Source organism: Nanhaiella sioensis (assembly GCF_046557775.1).
GTDB lineage: Bacteria > Bacillota > Bacilli > Bacillales > SM2101 > Nanhaiella > Nanhaiella sioensis.
The window spans coordinates 4349574-4366834 of sequence record NZ_JBKAEG010000001.1 but is presented as its reverse complement, the minus strand read 5'-3'; the positions used below and the strand labels follow the sequence as shown (position 1 = coordinate 4366834).

Genomic DNA, 17261 nt, shown 5'->3' with positions numbered 1-17261 from the left:
CAGTGATCGTTTTATAAAGGCTCTTTTCATGAACTCTGTTGCTATTGGTACCAAATTAGTAACATAAAAAGCGGTTTTATTTATTAGTCATCTTTGTACTGAAGAAAAGACCTTACGATACTTAATTTTATAGGTGTTCATTTTCATTTTTTAGTACGATAAATAACAACCCATCTGAAAGCAGCCATAAAAAATACTAATCCAGTTATTCAAGACAAAATTACTAAACGCAGATCTAGCCTATTAAGAAAATCTATATATATGACTGTAGGCTGTGTAATTCGTGAGGCAAGAAAGCAAAAGACATCAGATGAGAAATACAAGATTTAACCCGAAATTCTGCATTTGAATAAATAAAAAAGCACTACATATCTCAAATCATAATAAGAGTCATGCTAATGCTGCAGGAGTAGATGGTCGAGAGGTTTTTGTAATAGTTTTTTTATGAAGTAAAGTTTAATTAGGCATGGACTCTTTCTTTCTATTTGTACGGTTCAGCGTGGTTATCTAAGAGGTAAAAATGGTGTTGGTAATTCTGTGAATTCAATTTACCAATACCTTTTTTATGATTTCTGTAATTCACATTACTTGAAAAAGATACAATTACAAAGTTTACTTTTGCTCCACCTAATAAAATATCAGTAAAAGTTATTACTTCTCCTTTTATGTAATTATGTCCTTTAATATAGTGAATTATTTTTCTGAATTCATAATCTTTCATTTTATAATCTGTTGCCTTTGGAGTATTTGACTGGTTAATCTCTCTTAAAATACTATAAATTAGACGCATTAATATCCCTCCTATACCAAAACTAAGTATATCATTCTTAGACTTCAAGTACATTTAACCCCGTCTTAATTTTAAGACGAGGTTAACAATAGTTGTTTCAATTAAGTAGTAAATTTCATTATGCTGTGAAAAATAATATCAAAGTTGTTATAGTTTTGTTTATTTCATAGCAGCACCAGATCGTATTATAAGATCAGCAAATTTCCTGGCTGCTCATTCTTAATGGATTTCATCCTTAAGGTAATCAGGATCGCCTTAACTATATTCTTGCGCCAGATTGTGGAAGATTATTATTACAAAAAAGGGAGTCTACTAAAATGATTCTCTCTCTTTCATTATGTTTAAGCGGCATCATTTGTTATTATGAGGTCGGCTTGCCATTTCTAGTTGAACTATTTTTAAAAGAAATTACTCTTAAGGTGGTCGAGATAGCCCCTACTACAACTCGAGCCATGTAGTTGAACAAAGTTAGAATATTTACCTCTCTTTATTTAGATGAATATCTAAATATTTCACATACTTGTTTGATTCAATTTCTTGGTACACTCTTAAAGAATCTACGTTAATTGTAGGATATGGACTTAGCTTTTCTTCTGTTAATTCAGCCATATCTCTTAATTCTTCTCTCGATAAACCCCAATGAGTTTGTCCTAATGTTAGGTGGGGGAAATAGTCGTCCAGTTCCATATATTTTTTAATTAAGTCTTTTTCTGGAGAAACAGCATTAACAATTTCTTTATGTAACTTGTATAACTCTCTTGATTCAACACATAAAAATAGTACATTCTCTTCAAAGAAGTCAACTTTACTTAATTTCAGCTTGAATGGCGTGGTGTCTTCGCATACCTTTTCAACATCCTTTAGCCAATCCTTATCTGATGTTAAACCACCTTGTGCTTTTACTGTGATATGAGGCTCAACAACATTTGGAAGTTCATTATTTTCCCATTGCAACTGGAATTTCATAATTTTTTTTATGTATTCTTCTGGTGGCACAATTCCGATAAAATATTGCATTTCTATCACTCCTCACAATATTTTTAGTATTCTCCATTTTAATACACTTCTTCAAAACTCTTCCCTATATTTTACACTGAGTCCCATACAGATCACGTTGGATCAATGACTTTAAAATGTTATATCTTTATTAAAATAACTAACCTAACCTGATCACCTTTTCCATAGCACTTTGGTAATAATTTTTACTTAACACAACTGGAAGATGACAATAGATTTTTTCTATATTAAAGAAATGCACCAGCTATCAGAAAATCAATAGATCTTTTATTAGCTGGCATAATATCATAAGGTTAGTCAACCATTTTCTAGTTGATTAATTTTAGATGGCTGAGAAAAATCGGAATACGACGTTAAGGAAATTTAGATATTCGAACTTCATATTCTTTAAGAAAAAAATAAAAAGAAATTTTGGAGTTTTACTCGAGTTCAAGCGCCATATTGTTAAATAGCAATTTCAGGTTGATCATTTGTCAAAATCAAAAAAATTATTAATCAATGTGCCCTATAGCTGATACACATTCAATAACCAATTAATAGATTTATACACCTCTTTATCACTTATATTTCCATCAGTTATTAAGCCTGTTAGCTTAATACCACTATCTCCACCATATTCATCATAGGTGTTAATTATTAATTGGATACCATTACTCATATCTATTATCCAATCTTCAGACCCTTCATAAAAAGGCCTAAAAATAGTGTGCCTCACCCCTAGAGTTTTATTTAGCGCTTCAATAACTTTGTCAGCTTGATGAAACCTCGGGTATGCAAAATTATGAAGATTTTGACTTTCTATAAATAAAGATTTAATATGATTCTGCCTATCGGTATTTTTGTTACCTACACCTTCATATGGAATGTAGTTACCTCTATCATCTTGTCCTTTTATGTAATCTCGAGGGTCTACTTTTGGTCGAAATTTAATTAATCTTGGTTTCATTCTTTCCCCTTAATTTAATTTGTTTGGATATAACTAGGGTAAGAGCCCAGCACCTTATCATATTTTCAGCTATTTTAATAATCTCATCAAACTATTGATTATCCATTTACCTTTTCAATTTTTAGTCTACAAACTTTTACCTATGCCAATCTCTTTGAGCTTGTATATATCCGTAATACGCACAAGTACCATTTTGGGTTAGGTCCTTTACTTCAAAACCACACTTCTTATAAAAACTAAAATTATTAGCTTGTGTATGAGCAAACCAATCTCCGTAAGGAAGTTTATGAACACAACATTCTACGAGTTTTTTGCCGATACCTTTTCCACGATACTCTGATAAAACAACTAAATCCATTACGTTAGCAGCCATAATTTGGTCCGAGATAACCCTAACCATACCAATCATTTTATTATTATCCCAAACAGTAAATGCCCATGTTGAATTTTTGAATATTAGTGAAAACTTCTCTTTCTGCCAAGATGGAGTATTCCTTGCCCATCCAGCATCTTCAAACAAAGATTCAACATATTCAGCAGGAACTCCCTCGGTACCTTCTCTTATTGTTAATCCATTGAAATATTGGTATATATTAACTCCCCTTTTTTATTATTGGTATATACTACTTCTTGGTAGCTATTTCCTTTAAGAAATTATTACTTATATTTAGCAATTAGACAATCCCTTTGTTAGAGAACATGGACCACAAAATGGAAAAGACGCTTATCTTATTTAAGATGAGCGCCATATTGTGGAATAATTTTAAAGGTAGATAATTAGTAAACATTACTCAACTTGTGTTTACTACTTATAATTTTTAGATAAGCTGGTTAAGGCTTGTGTTATTACTATTCGACAGTCATTTACCACTTACCTCAATAAAGTTTACCTATTTGAGACTAAATATCCCTCATAAAACTTCCTGTAACTCCCATTATATAAACTAAAATTGAATATTGTATTCATTGATATACAGAGAAACTGAAATGAGAAATTAGTAGTGCTATCATAGAATTATAATGAAAAATATTGGAGGAACTATTCATGAGTAAAATTTCATCTAAGTATTCACTCAGATATTTAATCTTTATATGTCTTTTGTTCGGGGTTATCATTATTATCAACAGTATTGTAGCTATTTTTACAACACTTCCATTTGTAAGGATAATAAATATTCTTTTTGTAGTAATCCCGTTATCAATAGGAATGGGCGCTTTAATAAGAGAGATGTTTCTTACACATGGAAAAGGGAGCTAAGCTACGATATCCCCCTAAAAGCTAACAATATCATTTCCGAAAAATATAATTATATTCATATTCATTTTTCTATTATAAATCGTTACGGTATTAGTTGGACCTAAATGGAGAACATAATAAAGCAAAAACTACTCACTAAAAAAGAGGACAGTTTATAAGTCCTCATCTTAAAATTAAACTGGTATCATTAAACTAATCCCTCCGACAAATCGATCAGGTATAAAGGCTGATTGCGAATATCTATTTGTTCTTGAATATAATATAATGACCAACAATATAAATAATACTAATATAAACACAGGCATTTCTTTCGATACACTCATTCTATTAGATATCACCTCCATAATTCTATACTTCATATTATTCTAACAATATCTAAAAGTTATAGACTTATTATGCTGACCAAGCGTATATTTTTAGTAAATGCGAGCTCACCAACTTTTCGCGTAACACATACACTAAACAGACCACATGGAATTTTTAAATTGTAGGAAGAACTCTTATTTAGTCAGACTTAATTATTTGCTAACAATATACTGAAAATAATTAATCCCATCTCTTTTACAGAAGTGGGATTTATAAAATGCTATACGACTCACTATCACTTGTGTTTATTTAATAGATAACTATCCTTAACATAGGTCAGATAGCCTTTACTACCTTCTTGCGCCATATTGTAGAATAGTGGAATAAATGCATGTAAAGATCTCTTATTCTTTTATCTTTTGAGTAACCCTGAACTTGAGTCAATATCTTGGACACAAAAAGATTAAGTTTTATGCAGAGTCTTTGAATAGTTCTTCTATTGCTTGGGGTGTTTTATAAGCAATGCTGCTATGCTTTCTTTTTCTGTTATACCATGCTTCGATAAATTCAAAGATGGCGATATTGGCAGTTTTATAGTCTAGATATTGAACATGATTTACTTCTTCTTTCTTCAATATAGCGTGGAAAGATTCAATACAGGCGTTATCATAAGGGCATCCTTTTTGGCTAAAGGAGTGTGTTATACCATAAGATTTAATACGATCAGTAAATGCTTGGCTTGTATATTGTGAACCTAGGTCAGTATGTAGAATTAACCCTTCGGGTGGTAATTGAGTTACGTAAGCGTTTTCTAGAGCTTTTATTACGACGTCTGTTGTCATTTCCTCTGAAAAGGAATAGCCGACAATCTTTCGCGAATGTAAATCCATCACCGATGCTAAATAGCACCATCCGTCTTTCACCGTATGCACATAAGTTATATCAGCCACCCACTTTTCATTAATTGATGCAGTTGAAAAATCTCTTTTCAAGATGTTTTCTCGATTTACAACTTTCTCATTTGAACTATATGGACGGAATTTCTTTTTAACAATAGAGTGGATATCAGCTTTTTTCATTAAACGTTGAACACGTTTCAAACTGATGTGTATTCCTTCTTCTGTTAGTTGATGGTGAATTTTTGGAGCCCCATAACGTCCTTTACTCTCTTTATGGATCGTTGTCATTCGCTCAGTGATTTGTCTATTTTCTTTTTCACGTTTTGATTCAACCTTATTTAATGATTGATAATATGTACTGCGAGGTATATTCAATACCTCACACATAAGTGACACTGGATGTTCTGTCGTTTTCTCTTGGATGAAGCCCATTAGCTCGTCTGAATTTACTTTTTCGCGAATATGGCCATAGCCTTTTTTAAGATTTCATTCTCCTCTTGAAGACGAAGCATCTGCTTTTGCATCTTAGAAATATCATCAGCTGTAAGGCTTAAACCATCTTCTGTTTTAATAGGAGAGTACTTCTTATTCCAATTATAAATAGTTACTTCCGATACGCCATATTCATTACTAAGTTCTTTGACTGAGCTACCAGAACGGTAAAGTTCAACAATCATTTTCTTGAAATCTTGGGTATATTTTTTGCCTGTATTTTTGTTTCCCATCCGGACACAACCTTTCTAAGTACATTTTAAGTACTTAACGTTTTTGTGTCCATAAAACTATACTAACTCCACCCTTTATATAAACCACAATCTATATTTTGTTAACAAAGCATTTACAAATTAGGAATATCATCTAAACAAATAATAGTTTAGCATGATCAAACATGGTACAATTATCCAAATGGAGGTGTGATATGTCTGAAAAAACTAATTATAAAGAAATTAAAGAACTTAACATACAACACCTAGAAAATGCTAAATCTTATGCTTTTGTTTTTATTCTAGTTTTCTCTTTTGTAACCATTATCTCCCCACTAGGTATACTTGAATCATTCGGAGATAACGCATTAGGAGCTTTTTTTGCAATGCTTATTTTATTGTTTGGATCAATAACTGTATGGCTTATTTCAACAATTGCTTTAGCAAATGTTAAAGAGTAGATTGGGAATTGCAAAATTATTATAATAATGCTCATGTTTACTGTTTTTATCTATAAGACAATATCTGTTTGAATACTTAATCTACTCTTTCTTACATGTTTTGGAGTGATGAGAATTAAAATGGATGCAGTTACACCATCTTTTAATTTCCTATCTTTTATAGTTGCGATGGTTATTTTATATTGGGTGATTAAACTAGCTGTTAAGAATGCCATCGATGAATCAAAAATTAATAAATAGAAAACATGTATTGTTTTTTTACACCTTCAAAATTGTTTGGAGGTGTTTTTTAAGAAACAACCTAAATTAATCTTTTAAGAATACTAGCCAGTGCGTTTTACTCCGCTTATTTCCAAACAACGGTTGTTGGACAAAATACTTTAATACATCTTTTGATTTATTTTGATTCTCATTCTATAAATAAGTGTTCGTATCTTTTATATATATCATTTTATTCAGCATTAACATACCAACTGTTTCATTATTTCTATTTATTATAGATCATTCGCAAAAATATAGAGCAAAGTCAATTTTTTTTGCTTTGGATTAGTACTTTTACACAAGATGCCTTTATTCAAATTGAACACAGTGAGTTTCTTCCATGATCCATATTCATTTTCAATTGGGCGTGATTGCTAGTGCAACAGGCCTATCAACAGGTAAAGTAGCTATAACAGACTGTGTTTTGGTATCGATCACAGAGACTGTATTATTTCCAGCAAAAACACTATTTGCAACATAAACTAATTGCCCATCTGATGTGATTGCTAGTGCAATTGGACCAAGCCCAACGGTGACAGTAGCTATGGTAGAATGCGTCCTTGTATCGATCACGGAGACTGTACCAGGAGAGTCACCGCTATTTGTAACATAAACCAATTGCCCGTCAGGCGTGATTGCTAGTGCAATCGGATTAACCCCAACTGAAACAGTAGCAATAACAATGTGTGACTTTCCATCAATCACAGAGACCGTTGAGGGATTGAAACCATCACCTCTATTTGCAATATAAACCAATTGCCCGTCAGGCGTGATTGCAACAGCATTCGGTTGATCCCCAACAGGAACATTAGCAATAACAGAATGTGTTTTGCTTTCAATCACAGAAACTGTATTGGTACCTATATTTGCAACATAAACTAACCCCATATCCACATTCCCCCACCTTTCCAACCTTTATACTTCACTGTATTGTATGAAAAAAAATTAACATGATTCAAATTTCATTTGTTTTGGGTAAATGTAACACATGGGTATGCCTAAATAAATTGTCTCTCATCCTATTAATAAACAATTTATTGAAGTTGCTTGGGAAAAAAGATACTTATTTTTCTTTTAGATTAGCGCCATATCGTATTATGAGGCTTCAACCAGTTACCTAGTTGATCCATTTTTCATTGGTATTATTCTTAAGATAGTCTGGATAGCCTTAGCTACATTCTTGCGCCATTTTGTGGAATAAATCACTAAATAGTCTTTGAATTTTGTAAAATAGATTCTTTCTCTACTACTAGGTTGTTTTAACGGAAATTCGGAGGATTCACTTCCTCAATCTGAATGAGGCCATCATATTGTTCACTAGGTATAAATATTTCTTCAAAACTTCCCCAGAACTTACCTGTTGCTTCAGAATTCCACCAATATCTATTCGTTGAATCATCTTCTAAATCAATATTTATAAATGAGACAGGGTACCCTGGTTCATTAAGATGATACTCAATCGAGTTTGATTTATGATCCGTGCTTACTTCAATAACTCCTTCGTTGTGATATGTATTTTTCCCGCTATACATATAGAGTCCTACGATATATGAATCTTCCTTAATAATTTCTGGTAAATATTCTACCATGTTCATATACTGTTTTGGATCTATATTAATATTTGATCTATTTTTCATAATATGAGCATTATGTGCCCATACAATGAACTTTTCATCTGGATATATTTCTTCTAATAACCACTCTAGATTAGAAGCCATTATTCTATCTCGAGATTCAAAATCACCTTTACCACTTTGATCCATAACATTTTCTTCAGTATATTTTTCTGTAATAGACCTAATTCTTTGTTCAAAAATCTTTATGAACAATTGTTTTTCATCCTCACTTACAAATTCCTCCCATTTACCTTGACTTAATTGATACAATAAATCATTGTATTTTTCAATTAATAACTCACTTTCCTCATGCCAGTTTTCAGGATAATTCCCTCTCCATATTGAACTGACAAACATATAAAACTCTTGTTCTACAGCTTGTAAATCTGCTGTAAAATCTGTATTTCTACCCTTAAAATAATCGTTTATATATTTATCTATGTACGGTTGTGGTTGCATATCAAATCCTACTATATTAATTGGGTTCTTAGTTGCTCTTTGTTCTTTAATGTATTTAAACAAGTACATATTATGATCTGTAAACCACACTGGGTGTAAGGTATTTTTCATTGCTTTTTCAGGGCTTATATCTAACAGCATTTCATTTGTTGAATTCACCTCTGCTAATCCACTTTCAAATGCCACAACATTGTAATTTAATTCCTCATGTAAAAACTTTATTAACCTGCTTTTAATCAAACTGTATTCTGAAACGCCATGTGAGCTTTCCCCTAGCATAACCACTCTTTTGTCTTTTAATATATCTTTTAAAAATTCTAGATCACTATAGTCCGAACTTTCCAATTCGATAGATTTAATATGATCAGTTTTCTCATATTGAACTGTTTTTAGCTCTACATCATTAGTAACCCTTTGACTGCTTTCTATGCCCTCAGACACTTGTTGATTTGAACAACCAAATAAAAGCATGACTAGTAGAAGTGAAGAAAAAAATATGTAACCTATATTCTTCTTTAATGATTTCATATAATACATCTCCAATGTTATTTAAATTGTAATATTTATACATTACAACAATATATTACATGATTTTTCAAAATATTTATATATTTTTTATTAATAGGGCATTTTCAGCATTATTAAATTTTATTGTTCAAGTAATTTGTTTGAATACCTTGTTACAAAAGACCCCTCTACATTACAGACCATACATTTAATAAATCAAAACAACTTGTTATTCCACAATATGGCCCAAATCATAAATAAAGACACATCTCTTAGAGAAATGCGCCATATCGTGGAATAACAATTCTCAGGTTGGGAAAAAACTAATAGACTCATTAATCATTGTCGTTATTAATTTCATTATTAGTTCATTCTTTATCGTGATATGTCCCTTAATCCAGTGAAGGTTAATGGAATTGTAAATTTCAATCCAAATATACTAGTATCTCTTGGATTTACCATACTACTGGAATAGTTATTATTTCTTATAAATTAAAAAGGAATCGAAATTGATTTTACCATAAACTTGATAGATTAGTGCCAATAAGGTTGTTCCATCTCAATAACTACACCTGAACGAGGGTTCACTAAAAAGTACCTTCCATCCACTTCAAAATGGTAATCTCTATAATCAATAAAGATTCGCGTATCTTCCGTGTATATAGGAACCGTATCTCTGTACCTTTCTTCATTCTGTACAACAATGCCAGATACGTCATACCCACTTTCATAAACCAATTGTTTAGCCTGTTCAAAACTGTAGGTCGGTCTGAAAAAGATAAAGAGTAATAAAGGAATAATAAATAATATGATTAAAGATGGATTCATCCTTTTTCTCATCGATCCCTGTATCAAATATACGTATGAGAAATAAACCACAGTCGTCAGAAAGGGAATTAATATACCCATATTAAAGACACCCCTGTAAAGAGTAGAATTTATAAATTCAAAAATGCAAAATTCCATAATTGCAGCACTTAAAATATACAGCATAATCTTTTTGTTCTTCTTCATTTTTATCTCCTCGGTTGATTGTATCTATGTCTAAGCTATACTCAGTCTCATTAAAATAAATCCTTACATTCATAATACCAAGTAAATTATTCTTTGTGTTTTCTAAAGAAACAATCTTTACGAGAAGAGCCATACATAAAGAAAGACGCTTTTCGGGATTATTTCTGAAAAGCGCCATTTTTCGGAAGATCGGTACAACAAAAAGGAGTAACTTGTATCTCTTTTATATATTATTTTATTGGTTTCGGGTCAACCTCAATTATTTGGTACCCATATTTATGACCTGCAACTGCATTCATATGGGATATCTTTTAAATTAACTCAATTAAATAATCCTCTGTTAAAGTCTCTAAAGTCATAATCCATAATCTACCTTTGCACTATCTCATTTTAAAACAGCATCAGCAATCCAAAGGTAACTCTGAAAAGGTAGTGTTAGTCTGAAATAATGAAAACATTAGGGGTAGAACCTTAATCTACTACTTACCCATTACCATTATTTCTTTTGTAACGGGTATTGTAAATAAATGGATCACCTGTCCTATACCAACTGGAATCTATTAGCATAGTATATTGTATAAGACTATAGGAGGTGTTAAAAGGTGGATTTATTTAATAATGTGGCACTTATATTGGTTTTATTTATCTTGTTGGTTATCGTATTAGTATCAGGATTAGAATCTAACATGAGAGCTCTACTATTATTAAACTTATAACAAATAAAAAAGCCACCGACAAAAGTCAGTGGTTGTAATACATAGGGGTTGTTAAAAAATTAATTCCGAGATATTGAACAATCTATAATAGTATGTATATATACCCAGAAATAATTTTTTATTTCAACAAGCTATATCGTTTATAAGTAGGAGTCCAACTACCTCTACAGCTATACCACATGGAATTTTTTAAAATTTTAGAAGAACTCTTATCTAGCCAGACTTAATTACTTGCTATCGATATACTGAAAATAATTAAATGCCATTTCTGTTACAGTATTGGGTTTATAGCTTCCATATACCCATGTTGTAACCCCATACCTGAAACATATCCAAAAGCAATAAGTATATCTTTTTTATCACGAACACCAGCCCAGAAATTACAACGTTCAAATAATGTTGGATAGTCAGTATCCCGCCTATCCCATCCAATAATCTCTCTTAAATCTGGTACCTCTTCCCTAGATATTGGAAGGTTAATCTTTATAGAGTATTTCACTTTAACCTCTCCTATCTATACATTAAAGTACATTCTTCATAACAATTTAACCACAATGAATTTAACTATTTTTAACTTCAATTATTTAAGAATGCAAGGGTTTTTTCGTAGAATTGCCCCCTTTAGTTGAAATATTGTTTAATATGATTTGTATTAGTAAAAATCTCTATCTTATCTTTATGTATAGCACACTTATTAAAAAAGTTAACTTTTCCTATCTCTTCAAAGTATCGGTTCCATTTAAACATTTTAAAAAATAATTCTAATGTTGGTTTGTAATTTGATTTTTCTAATCGAAGTCTTTGTTTTATAAACCTCTTTGTTATTCTGTAAGTTCTTATTGAATATTTGGTATCTAAAAAAATAATCAAGTCCGCACTATGAAAACAATTATTTACCCAATCCTCATTATGTACTCCTTCAATTATCCAACTTTCTGATTGTATTATACTATTTAGATATTCTTCTCTTTCTTGTTCGGTTCTTCTTATATCGCCAGACTTATTCCTTATCCAAACCACATTATCTAATTCGTAATAAGGTATTTCTAACTTTGAAGATAATTCTTTTGCCAAGGTTGTTTTACCACTTCCAACAGAGCCTATAATATGTATCTTTTTTGTTATTTCCTTTTTCAAAAGATCACCTAATTCATAGTAATTTGTTTCTAAAGCATATTCTCTTTTGGTAAAGATTTTCCTCTAATAAGTTGAAGTAGCTATTCAAACCTTATTAAACATTCCTGCCCTTTAACTTAAAACTAATTATTTCAAATGTTCAATACTTAGACAATCCTTTTTTAGTGAATATCTCACCAAAATGAAAAATGACGCTTATCTGTTTCAGATTTGCGCCATACAATGGAATAAATATTAAGCATTGTTTCCTAAAATAAAATTGTTATATAACCAATTTATAGCATCCTGAAGATGATTAGCTATATAGTCTATGTTAATGTCTCTTAATTTATCGAAGTGTTCATTAAGTGAAGACTCACCAGCCCCAGTCCTAACCAAAATTTTAATGCTCCCTACTTTTGACGCTGCTACAATATCACTCCAACGGTCACCGATAACGACGCAGTTTTCGAGAGTTAAATCATGTTTTTGTTGGGCTTCGGTTAACATTCCCGTATTGGGCTTTCTACAAGAGCATCCTTCATTATGACTATGTGGACATATATATACATCATCAAAGCCAAACCCTTTTAATTCTCCTATAAAGTCTTCTGCTTTGGCTAATCCTCTTGATATCCCTGGTTGATTTGTAAAAGAAAGTATTTTTATATTATCTTTTCTTAATCTATTAATTTGCAAGTCTATATTAGGGTAAAGTTCAAAGTCTCCAGGATAATGGACAGTATCGTCACCACCAATTGTTCCATCTCTATCTAAAAAAATTGCTTCTATCTGCTTCACATTTATTTCTCCTTTTTTCTTCGTTCATTTATATAAATTTTAATCCTGAAAATCCTTACTTAATTTATAAATAAGCGCCATATTGCTGAAGATCACATAGCTTAAGAGATACATTTTCTTGTATCCATTTTTTGATTATCATATATTACTGCTTTCTAGAAAATAGTTAAAGATTTGTTGTTCTCATTCATCAGTAATGGGACTGTTGTTTTTTTATATGTTTTTTTCAGCAAAGTTAGAAAGGTTTTGGCAAATAAATCTAGAATTAATAATATTATAATCTGTAATTTATCGGAGGGGAATAATGGAACCAGGTACAAAATATGATAATTTATTAGCAAGTTATGATAAAGCCATCAAATTAGATAACAGAAATGCAAATGCGTATTATAATAGAGCAAATTTATATTTTAAAGAATCGAGAGATTTTGTTAATGCTGAAAAAGATTATACTAAGGCTATTGAATTAGATGAAAGGAATGTAAACGCTTACATTGGTAGAGCTAAACTCTATAATTACATGAATCATTGGCATCAAGCAAAAGCGGATTATAATAAAGCAATAGAACTAGATAAAAGTAATATTGACCTATATTTTAGCCGGGCACATCTATTTGGTCAAGTTGGTGATTATGAAAATGCAATAGCCGATTGGACTAAGATCATAGAATTAGATGAAAGAAATATAACTATGTACTTATATAGAGCAGGTGAATATGAAGAAGCTGGGAACTTTAAAGAAGCATTGAATGACTATTCAAAGGTAATTGATATAGATGATAAATGTATGGAAGCGTACTTTTCTAGAGCAGTCTTATTACATGAAGATCTTAATGATTATAAAAAAGCGATCCTAGACTATAATAAGGTGATAGAGTTAGATAAAAGTCATGCACAAGCATTTTTTAACAGATCGCTTGTATATAAGAACTTAAACCAACTTAAAGAGGCAAAAATGGATTATGAAAAAGCTATTCAATTAGATCCAAGACTCCAAAATTAAATAAATCTTCTTGTTTCCACCAACATTTCGGTTTGTTGGGGTTCCGCTAACAAAAACCCCCCACCTTATCATATTTCCCACTATTTTAATAACCTTATCAAACTTGTGATTGTCCATTTATCTCTTCAATTATTATCTACAAACTTTTACCCATGCCCATCTTTTCGAGCTTTATATATCCATAATACTCATCAAGCATCTTCAAACAAGGATTCAACATTTTCATCAGGAACTCCCTCGGTACCTTCTCTTATTGTAAAGTCATTGAAATATTGGTACATATTAATGCCCCCTTATAATTAGTAGTACATACTACCTCTAGCTAGCTATTTCCTTTAAGAAATTATTACTTATATTTAGCATTTAGATAATCTTTTTTACCCACAAAATGGAAAAGACGCTTATCTTATTTAAGATTTCCGCCATATTGTTGAATTACATTAGGTGAATGTAACATGTTGTACATTTAGTTTGATAATTCTCTCATTTTTTTTATCTTATGAACATCCCCCTATCAAACACAATCTATATTATGTTTACTAAATTTATTTCGCCTTTTTTATAACCACAAGCTTCTTCCAAACTACAATACCCTTACTATATTGAGAAAGGTAGTTTAGTATGGATACTTGTAAATCATTTATTTTTATTTCTATTTCTCCACTTTGCTATATGGAACGGAAACAAGAAGAAAAAATTAATTGGGATAAGGGAACGGGAGTACAACTATTTTCGTCTAACTAGTGATAAGGGAGGGAAAAGGCTTGAATAAAGAAAAAGGAAGGTTGGAAAAAGAGTCCAACCAACAAATTTTAGTTAATTTAATGAAAAATCATGGTGATATGGTATTGCGTGTGGCCTTTACATATGTAAAGGACAAGCAGTTAGCTGAAGATCTCTCACAAGAAGTCTTTATTCGTTGCTATCAATCTATACATCATTTCGAAAATCGTTCTTCTTATAAGACTTGGATATACAGGATTACAGTTAATTGTTGTAAGGATTATGTAAAAAGCTGGTCATTTCGTAATATTATTCCTCGTTCAGTAGTGAAGAGAGATAATGAACAATATCTAGACGAATTTTATGATGCAGACGGTCAACATTATCTCTCATCTGGTCAATCAGGTAAGGGTAGAGATGGTACTTGGAGAATAGATCTAAATCCAGGGGATTATATTAGCCCCCTAACATTTAAGCTTGCGGATTATCCAATCCGTATAAACAAAGATGTTCGTTTAAAAATAAAGTAAGTTATATTAGTGAATATCCAGCCACATATTATATGATGAAGAAGAATGAAAAACAAAAAGTTCCCTTAGTGATTTTCCATTATTTTGAATAATTTATAAAACTCGAATAAATACTAGCTAACAGGATATCATTTTTTAGCTGTTTAAAGAAAAGAATGGGCGTAACATATAATTATCATTTAATTGCATTCGAATAAAAATAATAAGGTATCCTTGAAATTCGCGCCATAGCACCTATCACCATTCTTATTGAGATAGGTGCTTTTGAAGGTGCTAGAAAGATAGATGGTGCATCACAAGTTAACGTTTATTCAACTAGGGTAACTTATGTTGGCTTAGTGTTAGCAACAGCTATATCTGAATTCAGAGGACAGATTAAGTGACTTTTTTCTAATAACTACATTAGATTGGTGTCAAAATGCTGCCGGTACTCCTATAACATTTCATAACAAACAGATAATGTTAGATCATCGCGCCATATTGTGGAATAATATTGTCATGTAATCTTAGAACTATTCGATTCATTAATCATTGAGTTCACAAAATATATATTTCTATTACTTCTTCTCCAAATATTTTACTCTATAAAAGGACTTTCAGGTTGTACAAAAGTTGGAGATGTTATTGGTGTTCTAGAAAATAGATTCCCACCCAATACTACCATCATACACATATAACATACCATAGTCGTTACAAATAAATATGAATTCATAAGTCTTCATCCTTAAAAGTTATTATAGTATATATTATTCGTAACTTTAAAATGTTCTTGGACTAGCAACTATACAGATTGCATGATTATGGAGACTTAATTTCTATTATGTTTATTATTTAGATTAGTTTCTTATTTGATCTGATCATAAATATTCAATAAAAATAACCATACCACAATTCCAGAAACCATACTAAACCATGCAAAAAATTGATTCTCTTTTTTTAATAATGGAAATAATGCAATTAAAATTGCTCCAACTCCAAACGAAATGACCATAATTAATCGTACAGTTAATTCTAACATCCCCGCCTCGCCTCCCGATTTATATTATTTACATAATAACTACAATATCACTTGTGTTTACAAAAAAATAATGAATTTTTGCCATTAAAGCCTTTTTGTCAACTGTTAAAAAAACTTTAAAATAGGATTTCTCATCATCCAAGCTAATCTTCTCATATCTTTATAGAAAACAATGTTAATGAGAAGAGGTGTTTTTTTGACGACAACTGTGATTGATGTGAAAAAACATAGGATAATTGCTACTGTACCTGCTGGTGATATTTCTACTTTATTTAAACAGTCTATCTTCACATCGGATGGGAACCTCGCTTATGTGACGAATAATACACTTAGAAGTGTTGATGTCATTGATGTGAAAACACATAAAGTGATTCCCACTATTCAGATTGTTGCTTCACCAACGATTTTAACTTTTGGGCAATAGTAAAATTCGTTAATAGATCATTTCTAAGTTGATTTATTTGATCAATTATCTTTACCTGTTCTAATAATGAATCAGACTGCTTAAAGTTGTCTAATAATATGTACACTTCTTCTTTAAATTCATCCATGTTGATTCTTTTATAATCAATTGACTCAAATTTCATAATACGACCTCCTTTATTGTGATTTAATGTTAATTGAAATATCTAAAAAATTTAAGACTTATATTACATAAAATTGAATGTTATACTTGTGATAGAAAATAAGAAATAAATAATATGATACTACCTTGAAATAACATTGACTTTCTCACGTGCATTTGCTTGGAAATTTAAGTAACTATTTTACGGATAATTTCTTTGAAAAACGAAATTAAAATGATTGATTCCACAACGATCAAATGCCTGAATAAAACCTCATTGATATTCTCCCTTTCGAGTGTGATTCATTGAGCGATGGAAATACAAAAATCGGAAAACTTATAAGGCTCTTCGAAATTCGGAGAATGACCTGAATTTACAAACCAAATTAATTTCTTATTTGATGAACCTAACTCGTTGTAATTCCCCAATAGAAGGCATTTGATAATTATGCCTGCCCTCACAAAATACACTGGAACATTTAGTTTTTTACGAGTTTAAATTAGTCAACTTCCATAGATTCGCCCCAAAGCAAGTTGATAGACAAATTACC

General features: G+C 31.0%; 19 protein-coding genes. 5 read left to right on the top strand and 14 right to left on the bottom strand.

From position 1 onward, the window contains the following. Positions 1 to 481: 481 nt before the first annotated feature. The 6 genes from V1503_RS20640 to V1503_RS20615 form a co-directional block, all read right to left on the bottom strand. Positions 482 to 790, bottom strand: a complete 309-nt coding sequence (locus V1503_RS20640) for a hypothetical protein (protein ID WP_410628992.1) — start codon at positions 788 to 790, stop codon at positions 482 to 484. Between the two features lie 477 nt (positions 791 to 1267). Continuing rightward, the gene (locus tag V1503_RS20635; protein WP_410628991.1) at positions 1268 to 1807 is read right to left on the bottom strand and encodes a 2'-5' RNA ligase family protein; all 540 of its coding nucleotides are present in this window, start codon (positions 1805 to 1807) and stop codon (positions 1268 to 1270) included. A 505-nt stretch (positions 1808 to 2312) separates the two neighbouring features. Continuing rightward, complete coding sequence (locus V1503_RS20630) at positions 2313 to 2753, bottom strand: hypothetical protein (RefSeq protein ID WP_410628990.1); 441 nt, start codon at positions 2751 to 2753, stop codon at positions 2313 to 2315. Between the two features lie 136 nt (positions 2754 to 2889). Beyond that, the gene (locus V1503_RS20625; protein ID WP_410629482.1) at positions 2890 to 3345 is read right to left on the bottom strand and encodes a GNAT family N-acetyltransferase; all 456 of its coding nucleotides are present in this window, start codon (positions 3343 to 3345) and stop codon (positions 2890 to 2892) included. Between the two features lie 839 nt (positions 3346 to 4184). Next, positions 4185 to 4334 (bottom strand): hypothetical protein, encoded by a 150-nt coding sequence (locus tag V1503_RS20620; RefSeq protein ID WP_410628989.1) that lies wholly within the window; start codon positions 4332 to 4334, stop codon positions 4185 to 4187. A 453-nt stretch (positions 4335 to 4787) separates the two neighbouring features. After that, positions 4788 to 5941, bottom strand: a protein-coding gene (locus V1503_RS20615) for an IS3 family transposase (RefSeq protein WP_410624125.1) whose coding sequence is annotated in 2 segments (ribosomal slippage) — positions 4788 to 5689 and positions 5689 to 5941 — 1155 coding nt in all. Because the reading frame shifts where the segments join, the coding sequence is not laid out codon by codon here. Between the two features lie 194 nt (positions 5942 to 6135). Here V1503_RS20615 and V1503_RS20610 point away from each other — a divergent pair. Further along, positions 6136 to 6381, top strand: a complete 246-nt coding sequence (locus tag V1503_RS20610) for a hypothetical protein (protein WP_410624659.1) — start codon at positions 6136 to 6138, stop codon at positions 6379 to 6381. Positions 6382 to 6999: 618 nt separating this feature from the next. Here the strand turns inward: V1503_RS20610 and V1503_RS20605 are convergent. The 6 genes from V1503_RS20605 to V1503_RS20580 all read right to left on the bottom strand — a co-directional run bounded on the left by V1503_RS20605 (position 7000) and on the right by V1503_RS20580 (position 12871). Continuing rightward, on the bottom strand, positions 7000 to 7530 hold the full coding sequence (locus V1503_RS20605) for a YncE family protein (protein WP_410624661.1): 531 nt from the start codon (positions 7528 to 7530) through the stop codon (positions 7000 to 7002). A 371-nt stretch (positions 7531 to 7901) separates the two neighbouring features. Beyond that, positions 7902 to 9245, bottom strand: coding sequence for an erythromycin esterase family protein (locus tag V1503_RS20600; protein WP_410628988.1), 1344 nt, complete (start codon positions 9243 to 9245; stop codon positions 7902 to 7904). 513 nt (positions 9246 to 9758) lie between these two features. Next, entirely contained in the window at positions 9759 to 10238 is a 480-nt protein-coding gene (locus V1503_RS20595) for a hypothetical protein (RefSeq protein WP_410628987.1), read from the bottom strand. A gap of 987 nt (positions 10239 to 11225) precedes the next feature. Continuing rightward, positions 11226 to 11453 carry a hypothetical protein gene (locus V1503_RS20590; protein ID WP_410628986.1) on the bottom strand — a complete coding sequence of 76 codons (228 nt, stop codon included), beginning with the start codon at positions 11451 to 11453 and terminating at the stop codon, positions 11226 to 11228. Positions 11454 to 11575: 122 nt separating this feature from the next. Further along, a complete protein-coding gene (locus V1503_RS20585; RefSeq protein WP_410628985.1) occupies positions 11576 to 12091 on the bottom strand; it encodes a P-loop NTPase family protein in 516 nt (171 codons plus the stop codon). Positions 12092 to 12325: 234 nt separating this feature from the next. Then, positions 12326 to 12871 carry an HAD-IIIA family hydrolase gene (locus V1503_RS20580; protein WP_410628984.1) on the bottom strand — a complete coding sequence of 182 codons (546 nt, stop codon included), beginning with the start codon at positions 12869 to 12871 and terminating at the stop codon, positions 12326 to 12328. 304 nt (positions 12872 to 13175) lie between these two features. Here V1503_RS20580 and V1503_RS20575 point away from each other — a divergent pair, with 304 nt between their 5' ends. The 3 genes from V1503_RS20575 (at position 13176) to V1503_RS20565 (ending at position 15127) form a co-directional block, all read left to right on the top strand. Then, positions 13176 to 13874 (top strand): tetratricopeptide repeat protein, encoded by a 699-nt coding sequence (locus tag V1503_RS20575; protein WP_410628983.1) that lies wholly within the window; start codon positions 13176 to 13178, stop codon positions 13872 to 13874. A gap of 621 nt (positions 13875 to 14495) precedes the next feature. After that, positions 14496 to 14618 carry a hypothetical protein gene (locus V1503_RS20570; protein ID WP_410628982.1) on the top strand — a complete coding sequence of 41 codons (123 nt, stop codon included), beginning with the start codon at positions 14496 to 14498 and terminating at the stop codon, positions 14616 to 14618. A 20-nt stretch (positions 14619 to 14638) separates the two neighbouring features. Continuing rightward, on the top strand, positions 14639 to 15127 hold the full coding sequence (locus tag V1503_RS20565) for a sigma-70 family RNA polymerase sigma factor (protein ID WP_410628981.1): 489 nt from the start codon (positions 14639 to 14641) through the stop codon (positions 15125 to 15127). Between the two features lie 844 nt (positions 15128 to 15971). On the opposite strand, the gene V1503_RS20560 is transcribed toward V1503_RS20565, so the two are convergent. Then, the gene (locus V1503_RS20560; protein WP_410628980.1) at positions 15972 to 16145 is read right to left on the bottom strand and encodes a hypothetical protein; all 174 of its coding nucleotides are present in this window, start codon (positions 16143 to 16145) and stop codon (positions 15972 to 15974) included. A gap of 196 nt (positions 16146 to 16341) precedes the next feature. Between V1503_RS20560 and V1503_RS20555 the strand changes: the two genes are divergently transcribed. Then, complete coding sequence (locus V1503_RS20555) at positions 16342 to 16569, top strand: YncE family protein (RefSeq protein WP_410628979.1); 228 nt, start codon at positions 16342 to 16344, stop codon at positions 16567 to 16569. Here the strand turns inward: V1503_RS20555 and V1503_RS20550 are convergent. Further along, entirely contained in the window at positions 16523 to 16732 is a 210-nt protein-coding gene (locus V1503_RS20550; protein WP_410628978.1) for a hypothetical protein, read from the bottom strand. The two genes, V1503_RS20555 and V1503_RS20550, sit on opposite strands and share 47 nt — an antisense overlap. Positions 16733 to 17261: the final 529 nt, after the last annotated feature.